Below are 21,045 nucleotides of genomic sequence, written 5' to 3' on the forward strand. Positions count from 1 at the left end.
GATTCGAGGAGGAACGATGCCCTCTGACCCATCGCACAACCGCCTTCACATCGTCGGCCGCACCATCAGCATCGCGGTGATGATCGGTACGGTTCTCATCTCGCTGCTGGTCGTTCACGAGGTCAATGCCAATCCGCGCACCGATGATGCCGAAGTCTTCGCGAATTACATCGGCATGGCCCCGCTCGTCAACGGACCCGTGACCCACTTGTATGTCTCCGACAATCAGCAGGTGAAGGCCGGCGATCCGCTCTTCGATATCGACGAACGCCCCTATGCCTATGCGCTAGCCCGCGCCCGCTCCGACCAGCAGGCGCTCGAAGGCCAGATCAGCGACGAGCGCCGTATCATCGCCGCCAAATCGAGTGGCATCGACGTGGCCAAGGCGAGTGTACTTGGCTCCGAGGCTGGCGTTGCCCGCGCCGCCGCTGCCATCGAACAGGCCAAGGCTGATGTTGCCGGCGCCAAATTCGCCGTTGACCGCTCCGATGCAGAGCTCGTGTACGCCTCGAATAATCTCCACCGGATTGAACCGCTGCTGGCGCGCCAGTTTGTCACCGTCGACCAGGTAGACCAGGCGCGCACGTTGCAAATTTCGCGTACGCAGGCCGCCAACCAGGCCAAATCGCAACTCGAATTGGCCGAGGCAAGCCTCCTCGCCTCCCAGGCACAGTACAAACAGGTGCAGGCCCTGCTTGATCAGAGCCACCAGCAAGTCCAGCAGGCAACGCACAACGTCACCACGCTCGAGCCGCTCGAAGGACAGATTCTCGGCAAGCAGGCTGCCATCGACACGGCAAAATACAACTTCGACAACTGCCGCATCCTCGCTCCCTTCGATGCCCGTGTCACCAACCTCACCCTTTCCCAGGGAGCATACGCAACCGCGGGCCAACACATCTTCACCCTCATCGACACGCGCGTCTGGTGGGTCATCGCCAATTTCCGCGAAACCCAGTTGCGCCGCATCCAGCCGGGAATGGCGGCCGACGTTTATGTGATGTCCCGTCCCGGCGTTCGCTATAAAGGCGTCGTCGACAGCGTCGGATTCGGAGTCACGCCCGACAGCGACATCGTCGGCCATATCACCGCGCCAGGCCTTCCAGACGTCCAGCGCACCCTGAACTGGGTGCATCTGGCCTCGCGTTTTCCCGTGCGCGTGCGAATTCAGGACCAGCCCACTGACGTCTTTCGCCTCGGCGAATCCGCGGTCGTCATCATCCGCGGCAACGCGCCTCCGAAGATCGGGGAATAGAGATGGCCTCCGAGGCAATCCACATCCCGCACGAGGAACACTTCAACCAGTGGTTCCCCGACTTCCTCAAGAACGAACTCGCGCCTTATCCCGGCCGCGGGGCGCTCGTCGCACGCATCGTCATCGCCGCCACCCTGACCATGATTCTCATCGTCACCTTCCGCATTCCCGGAGGTGTCGTGGGTGCATTGTCCGCCTTCATCTTCTCGCGTGAAAACCTGGTGGCCACCGCCCGCTCGGCAATCTTCCTGATCACCGCGTTTGCTCTCGGAACCCTCTTCATCCCCATCGGCGCACGTCTGTTCGCTTCCACTCCCGAGACGCATTTTCTGTGGGTGGCCGGCAGCCTGTTCATCGTCTTCTTTCTGCTCCGTTGCCTCGCCAATTACGCCGTCGCCTCCGGTATGGCGCTCGTCGTTGCCAACGTTGTCGGCATCTGGTACCTGCCCGGTCCTGCGGAAAGAAATGTCGAACTGACTTTGTGGAATGTCGCTGCCACTCTCATTGGTGCGCTCGTAACGCTATGCGTCGAAGTCGTCTATTACGCGCTGCATGGCCGCGACGACCTGATCGATGGCCTCGATACACGTCTTGCCCTGATTGAAGACCTCATGGCGGATTACGCTGCGGCACGGCCCATCTCCGCCGCCACACGCGCGCGCCTTCCGCAGTTTGCCATGGTGGGAGCCGGCGCCTTGCGGCGTCACGTGGCCCGCGGAAGCTACTCGCAGTTCTATCGCACCCGCATGAGTGCCCTGGTATCCCAGGTGGGGCGTTCCATTGATTTTGCTGCCGCCCTCGCCGACGCCTATCCTTTGCTGCCCGGGCTTGAGGAGCGCGCCGAGCGCCTGACTCGAAGCATCGCCGACATCCGCCATTGCCTTCACACCCACGGCCAACCCTGCGAGGCAGTCCTTGAGCCCCGGCCCAGTCCTGGCACCCCGCTCATGTCTGAGATTGAATCCATGGTCTCGCTCATGCCCTCCATCTTTAGCGAAGAGAACTCTCCCGATCCGGCCCTTCAGAGCATCGAGGACCCGCCCGATACTACGCGCATCTTCATCCCCGACGCCTTCTCCAATCCCGAGCATCTGCGCTACATCCTGGGAGGAACCGCGGCGTCCATGCTCTGCTACATCTTTTATGTGTCGTTGGACTGGCCCAACCTCTCTACCTCCGTCACCACCTGTGTGCTCACTGCACTTACCACCATCGGCTCTTCCCGTCAGAAACAGATCCTCCGCATGGCGGGATTCGTTCTCGGCGGAGTCATCTTCGGCCTCGGATCCCAGATTTTCGTTCTCCCCTTTCTCGATTCCATCGGTGGATTCACGATCCTGTTCGCCACCGCAACCTTTGTCGCCGCGTGGATCGGGACATCGAGCACACGGCTCTCCTACGCCGGCCTGCAATTCGCATTCGCCTTCTACCTCATCCACCTCAGCGACTTTTCCATCCAGACCAATCTCACTATCGCGCGCGACCGCGTCCTCGGCGTCTTGCTCGGCATCACCATCATGTGGCTCGTGTTCGAGCGGCTACTTTCCCGCTCCGCTGCCGACGAAATGGTGCGCATCTTTGTCGCCAATCTTCGCCTGCTGGCAGATCTCTTCTCATCCACACCGCGTGCGGATGACCCGGCAGCCATTCTCAAGATTCGCCGCCAGCGCGATGCCGTCTATCGCCACTTCGGCGAAGTCAACGCCCAGTCCGACGCCGTCCCCTTTGAAACCGGACCCTTGCGTGCAGGGGATATGGCGGCTCGCGACCGCATCCGGCGATGGCAGGCTCCCCTGCGCAGCGTTTATCTGCTCGAAGCCCCGCTCCTTCAGTTCCGCATCTTTGCCACGACCGATTTGAAGTCCCGGTCATTTACCGCATTCGAGGACGATTTTCGCTTTGAATGCTCGCGCATATTCCTGCATATCGCGGAGAGCCTCGAGAACCAGCTTGCCACGCGCACTCATCCCCCCGGCTCGATCGCAAGCATCGTCGATCGCCTCGATGCTTCGCCGGAAAAAATCGAAACCGAATTTTCCGAACGCGAACGCGCTCTCCTGCGCCTCACCCGGACCATCGCACAGCTTGTCGATCGGCTCCAGGGTGAAGTCGCATTCGAAGGGCTCTACGAAGTCCAGATGCCCGCCGGTCCTGTAGCGGACCCTGGAGTCTGATGGCTGCCTGGGAATTCCCGTTCAGTTTCCACGCTGAGACCTGGGAACCGCAGCCAGCGCTGTGCATGATAGCTTTCACATAGTTCGGGACGAAGAGCATGCTACTGACTCGAGCAGAAATGAGTCCTGACGATGGGCAAGAGAAGCGCATTTTTCAGGACCAATTTCACCCGGTTTCGCGTAAATAGCTGTCTGGGAGCGGTTTGGCTGGATATCACCGGCGGAAAATGAGACTTCCATCGAGTCGAACCTCTGAGTGCCTGGCAAAAGCTTTCGTGCAGCTGCGAACGCCTCTACCTTTCCCATAGACTCTCCAAAAAGGTTAGAAATTTGACAATTTGTTCGCGCCCGAGCTGATTTTTACTCACACCATCCAGAATTCCAAGATTTTCTTACATGAAACTTCCTTGCAATTTTCTGCTGGCTCGGTTATTTTACTAACCAGTTAGTTTAACTATTTGGTCAAGATGAATCCTGATATCCAAAACGCATCCGTATCCACTGACCGATCCTCCGAAACCCGTGCGCGGATTCTCGATGCGGCTTTGCGTGAGTTCAGCGCACTGGGGATGGCAGGTGCTCGCATGGACCAGATTGCCGCGGCCGCGGGCGTGAACAAGGCGCTGCTTTACTACCACTTCGACAGCAAGGAGAACCTCTACATTGCCGCGGTGGAGATGATTTCGGCGAAGATACGGGATCTGTCGATGGCTGTTTTTCTCCGCGATGCTTCGCCGGGTGAGCGGTTGTTGAGAGCCGCACTTAACCATTTTGACCGCATCCTGGCGCAGGGCGAGTTTCAGAGCCTGATGCAGCAGGAGATGATGCGCATGCACCAGGGCGAGTCGGATGCTCTGCCGGTGCTAGTGAAGCGGGTTTTTGCTCCGCTGCAAACGATGTACCAGTCGATGATGCGCGAGGGAATTGCATCGGGCGAATTGATCGACGTCGACTGGCTGCAGATTCATCTGGCTACGCTCGGCGCGAATGTTTTTTATTTTCTAGCAGCGCCGGTTTGGCGGATCTTGATGCCATTTGAGCCTTTCGCGCCCGATGCCTTGGCGGCTCGGCGGCGTGCGGTGGTGGAGTTTCTGGGACAGGCAGTCTTTATCGACCGCGCCCATGGCGCTGAATTAGCGGCTCGCGTGCTTGCAGATACGCCCATGCCGGAACTGCCGAGTACGCGGCATCTCTTTGGGAGAAACGATGAACGCAAGAAATAGAGTTTTCATGATCCTCGGGCTGCTTACGCTGGGATCGTTCGTATGGTATCTGTTCACCGCCCGCACTTCGGGTGACCTGAAGCTGATTGGTACGGTGGATGCGAATGAAGTGCTGGTGAGCGCGAAGATTCCCGGACGCATTCAGACGCTGAGTGTGGACGAAGGGCAGACGGTGAAGGCCGGCGAGCTGATTGCGATTGTGGAGAGCGACGATCTGGCGGCGGCCGAAAAAGCGGCCCAGGCCAATGTCCAGAGCGATCAATCGAAGCTGGCGGAGACAGTTGAGACACAGCGGCAGAATGAAGGCGAAGTGTCGAGTGCGGCGACCAATGCCGAGGCGCAGGTGAAGGCGAGCGAGGCAGCACTTGCCCAGGCGCAGGCGAATCTTGCGCACCAGAGGGCAGACACGACGCGCACGGTAGCACTTGCCAAGCAGGGAATTGCGAGCGACCAGGCCAAGGACGAAGCCGTAACCAGCCTCAATGCTGCCGAGGCAGCAGTGGAGACGGCGAAGGCGAACGTGGCGGCAGCGAAAGCGGCGCTGCAGCAGGCGCATGCGCATGAGTTGCTGGCGCAGGTTTCAGCGCGAACCGTGGCATCGACGCGGGGCATCGTGCAGAACGCGAAGGCGCTGGCCGATCAGGCTGGTGTGCAGCTTGGATATGCCAGGGTGTTTGCGCCTGTCTCAGGGCCGGTGAATGTACTGGCGGCAAGACAGGGCGAGGTGTTGACGGCGGGTGGGACCATCGCGACGATTATGGACCTGACGCAGACCTGGGTATATGCTCCGCTGCCGGAGACACAGGCCGACGCTGTGCAGGTTGGCGACAGCCTGCGGGTGGTGATGCCGAGCGGCGCGTCGGTGCAGGGAAAGGTGATTGCCAAGAGTGCGGAGGCGGATTTTGCGACGCAGCGCGACATCAACGGCGGCCGCAAGCGCGACATCAGAACCGTGCGGCTGAAGTTGTTGATCGATAACCCGGATGAGAAGTTTGTGCCGGGGATGACTGCTGAGGTCTACGTGCCCAAGAACAAGCTGGTGAAGCAATGACGTCGCACGCACATACCGTCACCCCTACGCCGGACCCTTTGCATGGCCATGCGTCGGCTGCGATTCGCGTGGAGAACATCTGCAAGAAATACGGCGATTTCGAAGCAGTGAAGAGCGTGAATTTCACCGTGGCTGACGGAGAGATCTTCGGACTGCTGGGGCCGAACGGTGCCGGGAAAAGCACGCTGATCCGGATGATGACAACGCTGATTCCAGTGACGAGCGGGAAGGCGATTGTGGGTGGCCACGATGTGAGCAAGGAATCGGACGCGGTGCGTCGAATGATCGGGGTGATTCCGCAGGCGCTGACTAGCGACCAGGATCTAACGGTCGAAGAGAACCTGAGTATTTATGCGAAGCTGTACAGCGTTCCGCGGGCGCAGCGGGAGAAGAATATTACCGATGTGCTGGAAGCTGTGGACTTGACCAAATGGCGGAGTGCGCAGACCAAGACACTTTCGGGTGGCATGCGGCGGCGGCTTGAGATTGCGCGTGGGTTGGTGCATGATCCACGGATTTTCTTTCTTGACGAGCCGACAACCGGACTCGATCCTGTCTCGCGCATCGCGGTGTGGGAGATGCTGAACAATCTGAAGAAGACGCGCAACCTGACGATGCTGTTGACGACGCACTACATGGAAGAAGCCGACCGGCTTTGCGACCGCATTGCGATTGTCGATCACGGAACGCTGGTGGCATTGGGCAGTCCGGTGGAGTTGAAGCAGAGCGTGCCGGGATCGAATGTGGTTGAAGTGCAATTCAATCGTGAGGATGCAGAGTGGAAGGCGCGGCTGGAGGCCCTTCCGGATGTGACGGAGGTGCAATCGCAATCAGCGGGCGTTTATCGCGTACTGACGTCGAATGGATCGCAGACCACGACGGAGCTGGTGGAGATGGCGAAGGCATTGGGCGAGCAGCTGACTTCGCTGAGCGTGCAGAACACATCGCTCGATGACGTTTTTGTGCACTACACGGGCAGGCAATTGCGCGATGAGCAGGTGAAGTCGGTCTTCATGATGCCGCCGCGTCCGGGAGCACAACCATGAACAGGTTTATGGCGATTGTCGAGCGCGAAATGCGGAAGTTTTTCCGCTCGCCGGTGCTGATGATCATGTCGATGATGTTGCCGCTGGTGCAATTGATCATTCTGGGAAATGCTTTTGGCGGGAAGATTCGCGGGGCGAAGGTGGCGGTCGTTGACCACGATCATGGCCCGCAAGCGTTGAGGATTCGCGAGGCGTTCGATTCGGTTGCGGTGAACATTGCAACGTTCACGACAGTCAATTACGACGATGAAACACAAGCGCGGGAGGATGTTCGGACCGGGAAGGTGGATGCGGCTGTGATCATCCCGGCACAGTATTCGCGGCGCGTCTATTCGCAGGATGCACCACGGATCGGGCTGGTGGTCGACAACTCCGATCAGTTTATGAGCGGCAGCCTTGAATCGGAGATGCAATCGCTGATCGACGCGCTGAATCAGCCAGTGATCCAGGATCGGGTGGTGAAGAATATCGCGCTGGAGATTGTCGAGCTGTATCCCTACGTCGAGTACATGAAGTACCTGCTGTCGGGGTCGATTGCGCTTGCGATGTACATCTCGGTGATGATCGGCGGCGGGATGCTTTATATCGACGACAAGGCGCGCGGTGTGCACGAGGGATACCTGGTGACACCGATCAGCAAGCTTGAACTGGTGATGGGACTCAATGCGGCCGGCGCCATCAAGGCGGTGCTGGCGGGGATTTCGCTGACAGTGATTGGATCGCTGATGGCGGGGTTGGGCACGATTTTTCACCCTCTCGCATTGTTCCAGCTGTTCTTGCTGATCGTGGGAGTGTCGATCGCGTTCAACGGAATGATGTTTTTGATGATGGTGCGGGTGGACGATCCGCTGGTGCCGCGCGCGATGTTTGGGGTGCTGAATACGCTGCTGTTCTTTCCTTCGGGTGCGATTTATCCGATCGCGGCGTTTCCGAAGTGGCTGCGGGCTATCGCGATTGTCGATCCATTCACGTATGCGATTCATGGGTTCAAGGCGATCCTGCTGAAGGATGGCGGGTTCGTTGCGATTCGGGGAGATTTACTGTTTCTGTTTCTGTTTGGGATCGGCACGCTGCTGATTGCAACGCCGCTGTTCAAGAGGACACTTTAAGAACAGTGGACGGTGAACAGAGAGCCGTGAACAGTGGACAGTGGACAGTGGACAGTGAACAGTGGACAGTGATCAGTGAACGGGACCAGTAGGCGAGAACAGCGAATAGGGATTAGAGGTTTGAGTTTCCGGCGGGTAGGACGGTTAGTCCGGAATGCGATGAGGCGGTCCATTCCTTGTGGGAGGGTGGGCCGCCTTGGCGCTTCTGGAGAGTGCCCGCGGAAGACCTGATTGAGGGGGACCTGCGCTCCGGCGGTATATGCCGGCATTCGATGAACATGGACGTGACTCCTTGGCCCTATTACTCACTCTCTCTGGGTAAAGATTTTATTTACATTGACTTGCAGACGAGGGTGGCGCTAAAGATCTGTGAGGCTTGGGGATCGCTATAGAGGTTTCTGCGGATTGGACTTAGCGGACAGGCGGTGCTGGCGGAGGTATCGGGCGCCATGCGCACGATCACGGAACTGGTGGATTCAATCACGATTCCATTGTGCGCCGGGAGGGGATAATTACCTGCAAAATGGCGGGAAGTTTTTTGCGAGTGGAATGAGGGAGTTAGCGGGAATTTTCGCGAAGGGGGCTTGACGGGTTATCGGAGTTAGCCGCGCTTCGCGCGTGATTGCGGAGTTAGTTCGTGCTTTCCCACCCAAGCGGAGCTTGGATGGGGCACCCTGGTTCGTACCGATGTCTGAATTTTCACGGCAGATCCTTCGACTCCGCCTGGCCGAATAGCCGGCCAAACTTCGCTCAGGATGACAGATCAATTCTGATGCGAATTTTAGAAACAGGACACTAGATCCGCAATTTCGAGCTTCATCGCGCCGTGGCCGCAGCGGCGGAGGTTTGTGCGGCATCAAGTGTGAGATTTTCCTGCAACGACATCTGGAATTGCCATCCCGCATCGAAGAGGATGAAGTCGGTGCTGCCGGCGTGGTGATGACCGATTACGAGGGAGAGCACGAGAATGCCTACGCCTGTGCCGATGCCGATGCCTGCCAGGGTTCCGGGAGACGGTCCTACGGAGGGCAGCGGCGGCAGCGGTGGAAGCGATGGAGGGTTCTGGCCTTCAGCGACGAACGCCTTGCCGAGGTATGGCGCGCCGTCGCGGGCGTCTGCGAGCAGATACGTTGGCTGTGTTTCCGCGCCCGGAACAGACAATTTAGCCTGCACGTTTGTGGCAACCAGCGGAACCGAGTAGCCGTTCGCGAAAAGAAGGCGGGTGAACCGAAGTTGTGCGGTCGCTGAGTTACCGGCTCTTGGGTGCGCATTCACCTTGTCGACAATTCCTTCAACGTAAGTGCCTGCTGGGATGGCGACGCGCGTTCCGATTGCGAGAGGGAACGCCACAACAGCGCGCACCGGATCGCCCGGCCTGGTGGATTTGCTCTTGATGGAGGTGATGAGGTTGAGCGCAACGAGGGTTCCCATGGGCACTGTGATGGTGTTGGTGGTCGCCGCGGGATCGACAGGCTGCGGAATGGTAGGCGTTTGTGCAGCGCTGATGGAGGCGATCAGGAAGAAGGCAACAATTTTAAGCCGCATGGTTTGTCTCCCGTTTGGCTAAAGCGTCAATGGTTGTTCGTGGATGAGGAGTTTGGGCTGCGAAGCGCGCTGTATGGAACGGGTACGCTCGATGTCACAATTGGCGGTCCGGGGCAGTTACTTCCAGGAAACCCCGATGTGCCGGGGATTCCCGGAATTACGGTTGGAGGTGTCGGCGGAGTCCCTGGGATGACAGTGTCAGGCATACCTGGGCCGCCGGGGATGGTTGTATCTGGAGTTCCCGGTGAGCCGGGGATCACGGTGTCTGGGGTGCCGGGGCTGCCAGGCGTGCCGGGGGTTGGACGGCACAGGGTTGCCGATTTGAACTTGCCCAGGTCGACCGTGCGACTGAGCGGAATCGCGGCCGCGACCTGTCTTGCGTCAAGCGAAATGGGAGCCGCGAGTGTTATATCGAATTGCGTGCCGTTATCGAGCAGCAGATCATTCGAAGAACTGACGTTGACGGTCAAGTCCATTACCGTTGGCGAAAGTGGCGAGGCTGCACCCTGGGTTTGAAGCGGATCTGCCGCTGGTTGTGCCGGACTGGCGGCTGTCGAGAGAACGGGCAGCGGGACCGCGTACCCATTCGCGAAAATGAGGGTCGTGAACAGCGCTTGAATTTGAGCGCGACCTTTGAAGCGCGATGGCCGGGCGATGGACTGAATCGCACCCTGCACATAGGTCCCGGCTGGAATGGCGATGACCTTTCCGGCGGTGACTGGAAAATCCACCTGCGTGTAGAGAGCGTCTCCGGCTTTTGCGGTGCGAGCCCAGACAGGTGCGGTGACGGCGAGTTCAATCTTCGTGCCGATGGGGAGGGTTGTTAAGTCTGTGCTTGTTGAATCTGGTTGCGCGGGGGCGGCGAAACTCTGCCCACTTGCGCACACGATGAAAGCAAAGCCTGCGAACCTTGCGACCCGTTTCACGCTCACGCCTCCGTTTCGTCATCTATGGGTGAACCTTGACCAAGATGCGAAACTGCGACAACTGATATGGAGACGGTTGCGCGAGGCGGTTGGTTCTACGAAATTAGAAGGCCAGCTGCCGCCTCTGATTGTCACAGTAAGTCCGGTAGAACTTTTGATGCGACTGCAAGGCTTCTGCCTGCCAGGCGGCCATCGATAGAGCCATTGCTTCGAAACGAAGCATCACCAAAAAGTACCGTTACCCTGCACGGTAGTGGCAGTTGTTGAAGAGCAGACCTGGGCTAACATCGGAAGAGAAACCCCTATGCCTACGACAGCCCAAGCCCAAACCGCATCTGACGCGATTTCCAAACGCATCGCCGAGGTAACGAAGCCAGTGGACGGTCTTGCTGCGCCCGAGAAAAAGCGCGCCTTGACCTGGGAAGAAGAAGAGCTGCAGAACTACGAGCCCAAGCGGGCCGTTGCCGTTGAGGAAAAACGGAAGGCGGACGGCAGGGCAGCGCTCCTGGTGCGACAGCTTCCGCACCAATGGAACGCCTTGTGCGAGGTTATGTCGATTCGTTGCGAAAGCGTCAACACCAAAGCGAGCCGCACTGTTTTGCGTGGGGCCATGCCCGATCCAAATCGTCTGGAAATCCGTCGCGAAGATGAAGAGGGATTTTTGATCCAGTTTGATCCCGACCGAAAGAAGGTTACCTTCAGCGGGAAAGTGCTTGGATTCGAGCGCGTATACGAGCTGGTGGTGCAGGACCGTGACGGCGTGGACGCGACCGCGTGGTTCTCTCAAACGACTTTGCTCACAGAGCAGACCGACGACCTGGCAAAGGGAATGATCTCCACACTCATGCGATTTGACCAGTAGGGCCGCATTTTCCAGAAGCAGGCCTGGTCATCGCTCATCCGGCGCGCTTTCCCTCAGCAGCCCTACCGCCTACAATGGGGACTGACTTCAATCAAGAGGACCCCAATGCCGCTGTCTGGTGAAGCCATTCGACTGATGAACTATATTGATGATGTTGCGGTGACGCTGCGCCGCATTCTTGCGCTCATACCCACCCTCACGGCTGAAGAGCGCACACGGATCGCCGATCACCTGGAGCACTCCAGCCCGAACGCAGACGACGTGGCCAAGGCACTCGCAGCCAAGTAATCCGGAATCCAATGCAAGTTGCCATTATCGGTGCTGGGCCTCTGGGCAGATGGCTCGCGCTCGCTGCGGCCCGCGCGGGCTACACGGTGCTGATGGAAGACATAATGCCCGCAAACCTGCACCATGCGCAGGAGTATCTGCGCCAGCAATTGGGGCCGGCGGCATTGCCTATGGTCAAGTTTGCTTCCACGATAGAAGATGCGGTGCGCGAGGCCGACGTGGTAATCGACTGCGTGCCGGATGAACTGGAGTCGAAGCTGGAGATTTTCTGTCTGCTCGACCGTATGGCTCCGCCGCGAACAGTCTTGATTACGCCGACGACGAGACTCTCGATCGCGGACCTGGCGTCGTGTACTTATCGAGCGGATAAGTGTGTGGCGCTTGCCGTAGAAATGCGGGAGCTTGCCAGCTACTCGATGAAGGATGGCGACGAGAAGGGAAGCGGCGCGGGGATTCTGCTGCGAACACCACCGCAAGTGACGCCGGAAACCGTGGCGCTGGTGCGGGAGTTCTGGATGCGGGTGGGATTCAATCCGAAGTTCGAAGCCGACCGCACAGCGTGATCGAGCTTGCCAGGAGAAAGTCAACCGGCAAGCACCTCTTCGTAATACTTGATGTATTTGGGAACAACCAAAGAGGCGCAGAAGCGCTTCTGTGCGTCCTTGCGTGCTGCGTCGCGCATTGCATCAAGCCGCGGGCGATCTTTCAGGAGGGCGATGGCTCCGGCGGCCATTTCGTCTACATTTCCCACGGGAAAGAGCAGTCCAGTCACGCCATCTTCTATGAGTTCAGGAACGCCGCCAACACGGGTTGCGATCGCCGGAACCTTGCAAGCCATGGCTTCAAGGGCGGCCAGTCCGAACGATTCGAGCGAGCTGGGCATGACCATCAAGTCGGCGAGAGGAAGAAGCTCGTTTACGCGGTCTTGCTTGCCCAGGAAATGAACGCGATGGTTGATATTGAGGTCATGTGCGAGCCACTCGGCGGCAGAACGATCGGGGCCATCACCAACAAGGATCAATTGAGCCGGAACTTCACGCACCACCTGGGCGAATACCTTTACCACGTCTACGACACGCTTGACGGGGCGGAAGTTTGACAAGTGGATAAAGATGGCTTCGTCGGGACTGGCAAATTTGGCTCGGGCATTGGCTCGAGTCTCTTCGTCGGCGATCGGCGTGTAGACATCGCAATTGACGAAGTTCGGGATGACTTCGATGGGCCGCGAGATTCCGAAGTCTTCGACGGTTTTTGCTTTGAGATAGTCTGAGATGCTGGTTACGCCGTCACTTTCCTGGATGGAATAGCGCGTGATGGGCAAGTAACTGCGATCAAGGCCGACGAGCGTGATGTCTGTACCGTGCAGGGTTGTTACAAAGGGCAGTCTTCGGTCGCGCACGGCCAGCATTTGCCGGGCGAGAAGGGCGCTGACGGAGTGCGGAATAGCGTAGTGAACATGGAGAAGGTCGAGATTGCAGAATTCGGCGACCTCAGCCATCCGCGAGGCCAGGGCCAGGTCGTATGGGGGAAATTCGAAGAGAGGATAGCTTGAGACGGGAACCTCGTGGTAGAAGATACCGTCGTCGCGACCGCTGAGGCGGAACGGCTGTGAATACGAAATGAAATGGACCTCGTGGCCCAAGGCGGCGAGTTCAATGCCGAGCTCGGTCGCGACCACTCCGGAGCCGCCATAGGTGGGATAACACGTGATGCCGATACGCATGCCGGTGCCTTACATTTCAGAGATCAGGTTTTGAGAGCCACCCTGCTCAGGTTTGACGCTTCGGGTTTGAAGGGGGATGCAAAACCCGCAATTTCTGTGATTTCAGTCAGCAGCTTTCTCCTGGATCGGGTGAGCGAGACTGGCAAATGATATGAGGTCGATGCCCTGGTAGTCCTTGATCGCCATGAGCGCGTTGCGCTCGATTTCACGCGATTCCAAGAGGCGGGTGTTTGTCTTTGCCAGATGTTCATCGCGATAGCCGGGGTGGGAGACCAGTTCGAATGTACCTTCGGGCATTGCGGTTATCAGCGCATTGACGGTTGCGATGTTGACGGTGCCGGTGGCCAGGACTCCGACGGCGCCATCGGTGGTCTGGAATCCTTCTTCTTCGACAATGCGGCGAAACTTTGACTCGAAGCGGCGCAACAGGACGACTTCAGCGCGGCGTAATTCAGGCGCATTGGTGGTGGCATTCAGACTCCAAATCGGCTCAAAGGGATTGCGGATGGTGTGGATGCCGGCCGTCTTCGCTGCGCGCAGCACAGACCGCAGGATTGAGGGAAACATGTGGATGTGCTTGTGGGTGTCAACATGCGTAAGTCGAAGTCCGTAACTCTGCAGAAGAGCTATCTGGGCGGAAGCTTCGGCTTCGACATCCGCGCTGCGGATGCGCGCCGTGAAGGATCTCTTCAGGAAGGACCCAAGGCTCGGATAGAAATTCCCGGTTGTTCGATCGACGAGGGATGGAATCTTGTTCCTGTCAGAGACCGGCGTGCCGTCGACCATAACAATATGACAACCTACTCCAAGTGTAGGCATCGCCAAGGCCATCTTTACAGCTTCTTCTGTAGCACTGGCCTGCGCCATAAGCGTGGCGCTGGTAAGCACCTCGGCAGCATGAAGCTCGAGGACGGCGCGATTGACACCTGGGGCGAGTCCGAAGTCGTCGGCATTCACGATGAGACGGGGCACAAGGACTAGCTTATCAATCCAAGCGCCATGCCGCTGTGGGCTGTTCCAGAGGAATGCCAGCGGAATCCGCCTTGGAGTTCCAACGCTGGTATGATGAGCAAGGGCCGTTTTTCGGTCCTCAGCCTTTGGGGGCGGTTAGCTCAGTTGGTTAGAGCGCCTGCCTTACAAGCAGGAAGTCCGGGGTTCGAGTCCCTGACCGCCCACCATCCCCCATTCTTTCATTTCTCCCGAAAGCAACGGATTGTGCCAAGCTTCGGCATGATGCGGTGCGTTCGCGCTCCGAGAGGCGGAGAATTGCGGCAAAAGCAGCGCACGACATTTTACAAGCTGCGGAGATCAGGTTGAAGGGGCGCGAGAGTCTTCAGATTCGTGTGGCGAACGTGCCGCAAGTCAACGGAAGTTATAAAACACTTATCTTAAAAAGAGGCGCAAAGAGACTGCTTCCGAAACTCGCGAAGGACGCGGAAAGCGTTGAGACATCAGGGAATCCCCTATCTCGCCGATGCGAAGAGTTAGGTGCTCAAGTTACGAAAGATGACCGCTAACTCGGTTGAACTTTCCGAGTCAACGGAAGCCATATTCGCAAATACTCCGACCACGATGGGCACTGAAAGCACCCAGCCATGCTGAGTTTCATCGGGAGTTATGATATCGCGGGTGATGTTGCACGCGCCAGGTGCGTTCTTGTCCTTGCGATCGATTTATAACTCGAAGCGAATAATTTGCAACAAAGTTATGATGTCCCTGGTGATATCACCTGCGAGATTGCCAGTTTGTGCCCGAAGACAACGGAATTGAGAAAAGTTATGCAGTTAAAGTCATAGGTAAGTCGCATTAACACCAGTCAGGGTGCTGCCGCCGGGGCTTTCGTCCTCGAACCTTACAGTGTCGACCTCATGGCCCGGTACAAACTCAACGGGCGGGACATGCGATTCGCAAGACGGGGCCAATAGCCCCAACTGCGTGGTGCAGGTCACGGTGGGTTACAGTTTCAAGTTTCCGCTGCCTTTCTTTGCGCGGACCACACTGCCGCTTTCGAGCTGCTCTTCCATGACGATTTCCCAATAGGCCAGCGGCCTAACGCCGTTTGGAGCCGTTCGCCGGCTGTGAGGGGCACATGGGCCCGCATTTGAGTTAAAGTGAGCGCATGGGTATGTATTGCGCAGTCGGTGGAATCGACGTTGAGCTTGGCCCAGGGCAGTTGAAGGAGTTGCTTGCGGAGAGCCTTGGGAAACTTGGGCAGCGCGAGCGAGTTCTTGCGGTGCCACCGGACATGACGCGTCTGCATTCGCAGGCAGGCGTCTTGACGTGCGCGGCCAGGGAGCTTCTGGGCGATCGCCTGAAGGCAATTTTGCCGGCGATTGGGACGCATACGGCAATGACGCCGGCGCAGATTGACCACATGTATCCCGGGATGCCGCATGAGTTATTCCGGGTACACAACTGGCGAACGGATGTGGAGACGCTGGGCGAGGTTCCGGCGGAGTTTATTCGCGATCAGTCGGAGGGGAAGCTGAGCTTTCCTTGGCCGGCGCAGACGAATCGGTTGATATCGCAGGGGGGATTTGATCTGATCCTCTCGATCGGGCAGGTTGTGCCGCATGAAGTGATCGGAATGGCGAACTACAACAAGAACATTCTTATCGGCGCCGGCGGGCGCCAGAGCATTAATCTTAGCCATTACCTGGGCGCGGTTTACGGGATGGAACGCATCATGGGGCGCGCGGAGAATCCGGTGCGCGCGGTGCTGAATTATGCTTCGGATCATTTTCTACGCGAACTGCCGATTGTGTATGTGCAAACTGTGGTTGGACGGCGGACGGATGGCGGGCTGGCGGTGCGTGGATTGTTTATCGGAGACGATGTGGAGTGCTTCCATCGGGCGTCGGAGCTGAGCCTTAAGGTGAACTTTGAGCTGGTTGCGGAGCCGATCAAGAAGGCCGTGGTGTATCTCGATCCGCACGAGTTTCATTCGACGTGGCTGGGAAACAAGGCGGTGTATCGGACGCGCATGGCGCTGGCCGATGGCGCGGAGCTGATTATTCTTGCGCCTGCGGTGCGAGAGTTTGGCGAGGACAAGTGCATTGATGCGTTGATTCGCAAATACGGGTATCGCGGGACGCCGGCGACGCTGGCGGCGGTGGAAGCGAATGCCGATCTTGCGGCGGAGTTGGGTGCGGCTGCACACCTGATTCACGGGTCGTCGGAAGGGCGGTTCACGATTACGTGGTGCCCTGGGCGAATGAGCCGTGAGGAAATCGAGGGCGTGGGCTTCAAGTACGGCAACTATACGGAGACGTCGGAGCACTATAACCCGGATAAGTTATCGCATGGATATAACAGGCTAGATGGCGAAGAGCTATTCTTTGTTTCGAATCCGGGGCTGGGGTTGTGGGCGCATCACTCGCGACTGTCAAGTTAGCGCGGCATTTTGAGAATCTCATTACCTGCCATGAGCCGTGAATCGAAGGCTAATTTCAACGCGAGCCGGTACGGGCTGGCCGTTGAGCATAGCGGGTTTGAAGCGCCATGTGCGCATGATTCCCGCGACTTGCTGTTCTCGGCCCGGTTGAGCGGTGTCGAGGATTCTGATGCTTTCGGGCATTCCATTGCGATCCACCAGGACGGAAACTTTGTAGTCGCCGAGATCGAGAAGCCCGCGGGCAAACGCCATCGCGTCTGCTGATGGAGGGAACGTATGGGGCGCTTTGACATCGCCGCCGACTTTGTAGACAAGCGGATTCGGCTCTTCGGGATTTGGAGTGACCCCATTTCCAGAGACGAGCACCACCTGCTGAGGCGGATCAATCGGAGGCTTGAGTTCCTGTTCGGGCTCAGCGGCCAGGTGAAGCACCATGCGTTTCTGGCTGTGTGCATCTTTTTCGTCGCGCAGACAGGTACGCATGGATACATCGAGCGACCCGGCGACAGCAACGGGCTGGCCGTTTAGGGTGCCTGGTTTGAAGCGGTCTTCCGCGACGTGCCTGAGGGCCAGCACATCGAGGTCATTGCCGAGGGGTTGGAGAAAGAAGATATTACGGGGCGTGCCGCCGGCATCGACGATGAGCGAGAAAGAGATCTTGCCCTGCTGATCGCCGGTGCAATGGTCGGAGACATACGGATCCGACATTTGATGAGGCAAAAGCTCCGGGGCGGTGACGCCGGGGCCGGAGGTGTAGATCTTGACTGGATCGCTTTGCGCGGTTTGCGCGGCGAGGAATGAGGGGGCGAGGAGGATGATGAGGAAGGCGGATTTCATGCTGATTGGAGGAAGCAAGAGACACTTTATCACGCGGGATGGGCGTAGCGGGAAGCGCGAAAAGCAACTGCAGGTTCCTCCACTCCCTTCACTCCGTTGCGGTCGGTCGGAATGACAGCGGGCAGTTTTATTGGTGGTGGGAGTCACATCGAGAGAAGAGAAAGCAGATCATTCACTCAGCACCCCCAAACTGAACTACGTTTGGGGCTCCTTTGGCTCAGGATGATACCTTTAACTTTTACTCCCGAACTGAACTACATTTGGGGTCACGTTCCCTCAGGATGACGCCTTCAACTTTTATTGTGAACTTCGCGCATTTACGAACTTCGCGCATTTATGAATTTCGTGGACTGGATACTAGCTTAGCAATCCGAGTTCGCGGAGGAGGAAGGCGTAGTCGAAGGCGATCTCCTTCAAGTAGTCGTAGCGGCCGCTGGCGCCGCCGTGGCCGGCTTCCATGTTGGTGACTAAGAGAAGCGGATTGCCATCGGTTTTTAGTGCGCGGAGTTTGGCTACGTACTTTGCGGGTTCCCAGTACATGACCTGGCTGTCGTTGAGCGAGGTCTTGACTAACATGGCTGGATAACTTGCTGATTTCAAGTTATCGTAGGGCGAGTAACTCAACATGTATTTGAAGTAAGCTTCCTGATTGGGATCGCCCCACTCTTCGTATTCGGGCACGGTGAGCGGGAGAGACGCGTCAAGCATGGTGTTCATGACGTCGACGAAGGGGACGTGGGAGAGGACGGCACGAAAGAGATCGGGGCGGAGGTTGGTGACGGCGCCCATGAGGAGTCCACCAGCGGAGCCACCCTCGATGGCGACGCGGGCGGGATCGCCGTAGCCGTTGGCGGTGAGGTGCACGGTCGCCGAGATGAAATCGGTGAAGGTGTTCAGTTTAACGAGCATTTTTCCGGCGTCGTGCCAGGGCTTGCCGAGGTCGCCTCCGCCGCGAATGTGGGCGTAAGCGATGACGATGCCGCGATCGAGGAGGCTGAGGCGGTTGGAATTAAAGCCGAGCGGGAGGGCGTAGCCGTAAGAGCCGTATCCGTAGACATAGAGCGGTGATCGATTCGCATCGTGGCTGGTTGAGTCTTGAGCTTTCCCACTCTCGACCCGAGAAGACTGTGTCGAGGATGGGGCACCCAGGTTCTTTGCAAATCGGTCGCGGCGATAGACGAGGGATATAGGCACTTGGACGCCGTCGGGTGCGGTGGCGTGGATGCGCTCGCTGGCGTAAAGGGTGCGGTCGAATCCGCCGGGGACTTCCTGCTGCTTGAGGAGATCGGACTGGCGGGTCTCGAGGTCGTATTCGTAGACGGATCCCGGGGTGACAAGGGACTGGTAGCCGTAGCGGAAGAGTTTCGTCTCCCAGATGCGGTTGATACCGGATGAGGCGCTGTAGGCGGGCTCGGGGAAGGCGATTTCGCCGGCGGGATTGGCATCGGGAGTTTCGTCCTGGAACTTCCAGAGGCGGAGGCGCGGCAGGCCATCTTCGCGTTCGCAGGCGACAAAGAAGTTGGCGAAGAGATCGATGTCTTCGAGCATGACGGTGTCGCGGTGAGGGATGCGCTCGACCCAGTTTTCACGCGTGGGCGCATTGAGGGGTGCGGTGACGAGGCGGAAGTTGCGGCCGCGATCGTTGGTGCGGATGAACCATTGGCCGTTGCGGTGGTCGACGGAGTATTCGTGCTCGTCTTCGCGGGGACTGATGAGGATGAACTCGCCGCTGGGCTGGTCGGCGGGGAGAACGCGGCACTCGGTGGTGGTATGGCTGCCGGATTCGAGGATGATGAACTTGCCGTCGCGCGTGCGGCCTGCGCCAATGTTGAAGCGCTCGTCGTCATCCTGGTAGACGAGGACGTCGGAGGCGTGAGGCGCGTGGAGGGTGTGGCGGAAGAGTTGGAACTGACGCTTCTGTTCTTCGTCTTCGACGGAGTAGAGGAGCGTGATGTTGTCGGACGCCCAGGTTACGGAGCCTACACGCTCGACTTTGCCTGGAAGGGTTTCGCCGGTCTTGAGGTCCTTGATGTGGAGCGTGTATTGGCGGAAGCCGGTGAAGTCCACGGTGTAGGCGAGCCAGCGGCCATCGTCGGAGATGTCGGTGGCGCCGATAGAGAAGAAGGCCTGGCCTTCGGCGAGCTGGTTGCCGTCGAGGATGATGTTTTCGGGAGCGTCTGGTCCGGGTTGAGTGTTGCGGTCTCCCACCCTTGACAGCGATGAAGCTGCTGTCAAGGATGGGGCGCCCGGGCTTGATGGGGCATCCGGGTTTGTGTCAGATGCGCGCTTGCGGCAGAAGATGGAGTATTGCTTTCCCTCTTCGGTGCGGATGTAGTACCACCAGTCGCCTTCGCGGTAGGGGGCGGACTCGTCGGTCTGCTTGATGTGGCTGAGCATCTCGTTGTAGAGCTGATCGCGCAGGGGAGCGAGGTCGGCGGTGTCGGCTTCGGCGTAGGCGTTTTCAGCGTTTAGGTAGGCAGTGACTTCAGGATTTTCCTTGTCGCGGAGCCAGGCGTAGTCGTCGGAGAGGGTGATGCCGTGGAGGACGGTTTCGTGGTGGTCCTTGCGAGCGATGGGCGGTGTGAAGGATGTTTGGTCGGTCATGGCAACTTCAAGTGTAGAAGAGCAGGGATCAGGGATTAGGGGACTAGGGAACGTGAGCGAGGTGCGCTGGCGGTCTGAATGCGTGGTGGTATAACGGGCACACGGACGAATGAGGTGGGCTATGAGAGAAAACTTTGAAGGCAAGGTGGTGCTGGTGGCGGGCGGAACGGGCGGACTGGGACGAGCGGTGAGTCTCGCGTTTCTGGCTGAGGGTGCGGCGGTGGTAGTGACGTATCGAAGCGAGGAGGAATTTGCGGCATTGAAGAAGTCGGCGGGAGCTGCGACAGCATTGCTGGAAGGGTTTCGCGTTGACGTGACCGATGAGAGCGCTGTCGGCAAACTTGTCGATGGGATACTTGGGTCGCACGGGCATCTGGATGCGATGGTGAATACGGTGGGCGGTTATGCCGGGGGCATCAAGCTTTGGGAACTCGAGACGAAGACCTTTGACCAGATGCTGGCTCTGAATCTGCGAACGGGCTACGCGCTGTCGCGCGCGGCGATTGTGCCGATGCTGAAGCAGAAGCATGGATCGATCGTGAATGTTGCGGCGAAGGCGGCGGTGGATCATGGCGCGGGCGCTGCGGCCTATGCGGCATCGAAGGCGGCGGCGGTGGCGATGATGGATTCCCTGGCAGCGGATGTGAAGGGGAGCGGCGTGCGGGTGAATTCGATTCTGCCGAGCATTATCGATACGGAAGCGAATCGGAAGGCGATGCCGGGCGCTGACTTTGCGCAATGGCCGAAGCCGGAGGATATCGCGAAGGTGATTCTGTTTTTGTGCAGCGAGGATGCCAAGGTGGTGCATGGGGCGGCGATTCCGGTTTATGGGGATAGCTAGTCGTGGTCAGTCTTGTTTGCCGACGCGAGAACAAAAAGTAAAAGCAGTGGTTGGATGGCGCTCCCGCGTCGCAGATGAAGACGCGCTGGATTCGGACGTCCCTCCGGGATTGGGTTCATGTCGTCTGCTATCCCCAGGGTTCCGCTGCGCTCCACCCTGGGCTATTT

17 protein-coding genes and 1 tRNA gene are annotated in these 21,045 nt (G+C 58.4%); 12 read left to right on the forward strand and 6 right to left on the reverse strand.

What is annotated here, in order from left to right:
* Positions 1 to 16: 16 nt before the first annotated feature.
* The 6 genes from VK574_RS06845 (at position 17) to VK574_RS06870 (ending at position 7,858) form a co-directional block, all read left to right on the forward strand.
* Positions 17 to 1,255 (forward strand): multidrug transporter, encoded by a 1,239-nt coding sequence (locus VK574_RS06845; RefSeq protein WP_472799084.1) that lies wholly within the window; start codon positions 17 to 19, stop codon positions 1,253 to 1,255.
* A 2-nt stretch (positions 1,256 to 1,257) separates the two neighbouring features.
* Complete coding sequence (locus tag VK574_RS06850) at positions 1,258 to 3,429, forward strand: FUSC family protein (RefSeq protein ID WP_472799085.1); 2,172 nt, start codon at positions 1,258 to 1,260, stop codon at positions 3,427 to 3,429.
* Positions 3,430 to 3,896: 467 nt separating this feature from the next.
* Entirely contained in the window at positions 3,897 to 4,652 is a 756-nt protein-coding gene (locus VK574_RS06855) for a TetR/AcrR family transcriptional regulator (RefSeq protein ID WP_472799086.1), read from the forward strand.
* Complete coding sequence (locus VK574_RS06860; RefSeq protein WP_472799087.1) at positions 4,636 to 5,703, forward strand: HlyD family secretion protein; 1,068 nt, start codon at positions 4,636 to 4,638, stop codon at positions 5,701 to 5,703. Before VK574_RS06855 ends, VK574_RS06860 begins: the two co-directional genes overlap by 17 nt.
* Positions 5,700 to 6,749, forward strand: coding sequence for an ABC transporter ATP-binding protein (locus VK574_RS06865; RefSeq protein WP_472799088.1), 1,050 nt, complete (start codon positions 5,700 to 5,702; stop codon positions 6,747 to 6,749). Before VK574_RS06860 ends, VK574_RS06865 begins: the two co-directional genes overlap by 4 nt.
* On the forward strand, positions 6,746 to 7,858 hold the full coding sequence (locus tag VK574_RS06870) for an ABC transporter permease (RefSeq protein WP_472799089.1): 1,113 nt from the start codon (positions 6,746 to 6,748) through the stop codon (positions 7,856 to 7,858). Before VK574_RS06865 ends, VK574_RS06870 begins: the two co-directional genes overlap by 4 nt.
* A gap of 816 nt (positions 7,859 to 8,674) precedes the next feature.
* On the opposite strand, the gene VK574_RS06875 is transcribed toward VK574_RS06870, so the two are convergent.
* Positions 8,675 to 9,403, reverse strand: coding sequence for a TraB/TrbI/VirB10 family type IV secretion system protein (locus tag VK574_RS06875; protein ID WP_472799090.1), 729 nt, complete (start codon positions 9,401 to 9,403; stop codon positions 8,675 to 8,677).
* Positions 9,404 to 9,429: 26 nt separating this feature from the next.
* Positions 9,430 to 10,329 (reverse strand): hypothetical protein, encoded by a 900-nt coding sequence (locus VK574_RS06880; protein ID WP_472799091.1) that lies wholly within the window; start codon positions 10,327 to 10,329, stop codon positions 9,430 to 9,432.
* Between the two features lie 304 nt (positions 10,330 to 10,633).
* Here VK574_RS06880 and VK574_RS06885 point away from each other — a divergent pair, with 304 nt between their 5' ends.
* The 3 genes from VK574_RS06885 to VK574_RS06895 all read left to right on the forward strand — a co-directional run bounded on the left by VK574_RS06885 (position 10,634) and on the right by VK574_RS06895 (position 12,042).
* Positions 10,634 to 11,191, forward strand: a complete 558-nt coding sequence (locus VK574_RS06885) for a hypothetical protein (protein WP_472799092.1) — start codon at positions 10,634 to 10,636, stop codon at positions 11,189 to 11,191.
* 105 nt (positions 11,192 to 11,296) lie between these two features.
* Positions 11,297 to 11,479 (forward strand): hypothetical protein, encoded by a 183-nt coding sequence (locus VK574_RS06890; protein WP_472799093.1) that lies wholly within the window; start codon positions 11,297 to 11,299, stop codon positions 11,477 to 11,479.
* Positions 11,479 to 12,042: a 3-hydroxyacyl-CoA dehydrogenase NAD-binding domain-containing protein gene (locus VK574_RS06895; protein WP_472799159.1), complete on the forward strand. Its 564-nt coding sequence runs from the start codon at positions 11,479 to 11,481 to the stop codon at positions 12,040 to 12,042. The genes VK574_RS06890 and VK574_RS06895 overlap by 1 nt, the downstream gene beginning before the upstream one ends.
* 20 nt (positions 12,043 to 12,062) lie before the next feature.
* On the opposite strand, the gene bshA is transcribed toward VK574_RS06895, so the two are convergent.
* Both bshA and VK574_RS06905 read right to left on the reverse strand, forming a co-directional pair.
* Positions 12,063 to 13,202 carry an N-acetyl-alpha-D-glucosaminyl L-malate synthase BshA gene (gene bshA / locus VK574_RS06900; protein ID WP_472799094.1) on the reverse strand — a complete coding sequence of 380 codons (1,140 nt, stop codon included), beginning with the start codon at positions 13,200 to 13,202 and terminating at the stop codon, positions 12,063 to 12,065.
* A 102-nt stretch (positions 13,203 to 13,304) separates the two neighbouring features.
* Complete coding sequence (locus tag VK574_RS06905) at positions 13,305 to 14,174, reverse strand: ChbG/HpnK family deacetylase (protein WP_472799095.1); 870 nt, start codon at positions 14,172 to 14,174, stop codon at positions 13,305 to 13,307.
* 129 nt (positions 14,175 to 14,303) lie between these two features.
* Between VK574_RS06905 and VK574_RS06910 the strand changes: the two genes are divergently transcribed.
* Positions 14,304 to 14,380: transfer RNA gene (locus VK574_RS06910), tRNA-Val, on the forward strand.
* Positions 14,381 to 15,321: 941 nt separating this feature from the next.
* Positions 15,322 to 16,596, forward strand: coding sequence for a nickel-dependent putative hexonate epimerase (locus tag VK574_RS06915; protein WP_472799096.1), 1,275 nt, complete (start codon positions 15,322 to 15,324; stop codon positions 16,594 to 16,596).
* 21 nt (positions 16,597 to 16,617) lie between these two features.
* Here VK574_RS06915 and VK574_RS06920 read toward each other — a convergent pair whose 3' ends face one another.
* Together VK574_RS06920 and VK574_RS06925 are read right to left on the reverse strand one after the other, a co-directional pair.
* Positions 16,618 to 17,433: an energy transducer TonB gene (locus VK574_RS06920; RefSeq protein ID WP_472799097.1), complete on the reverse strand. Its 816-nt coding sequence runs from the start codon at positions 17,431 to 17,433 to the stop codon at positions 16,618 to 16,620.
* Between the two features lie 357 nt (positions 17,434 to 17,790).
* Positions 17,791 to 20,037, reverse strand: coding sequence for a S9 family peptidase (locus VK574_RS06925; RefSeq protein ID WP_472799098.1), 2,247 nt, complete (start codon positions 20,035 to 20,037; stop codon positions 17,791 to 17,793).
* A gap of 121 nt (positions 20,038 to 20,158) precedes the next feature.
* Here VK574_RS06925 and VK574_RS06930 point away from each other — a divergent pair, with 121 nt between their 5' ends.
* The gene (locus VK574_RS06930; protein ID WP_472799099.1) at positions 20,159 to 20,878 is read left to right on the forward strand and encodes an SDR family oxidoreductase; all 720 of its coding nucleotides are present in this window, start codon (positions 20,159 to 20,161) and stop codon (positions 20,876 to 20,878) included.
* The last annotated feature ends 167 nt before the right edge of the window (positions 20,879 to 21,045 follow it).

The organism is Occallatibacter sp. (assembly GCF_035317045.1).
Lineage (GTDB): Bacteria > Acidobacteriota > Terriglobia > Terriglobales > Acidobacteriaceae > Telmatobacter.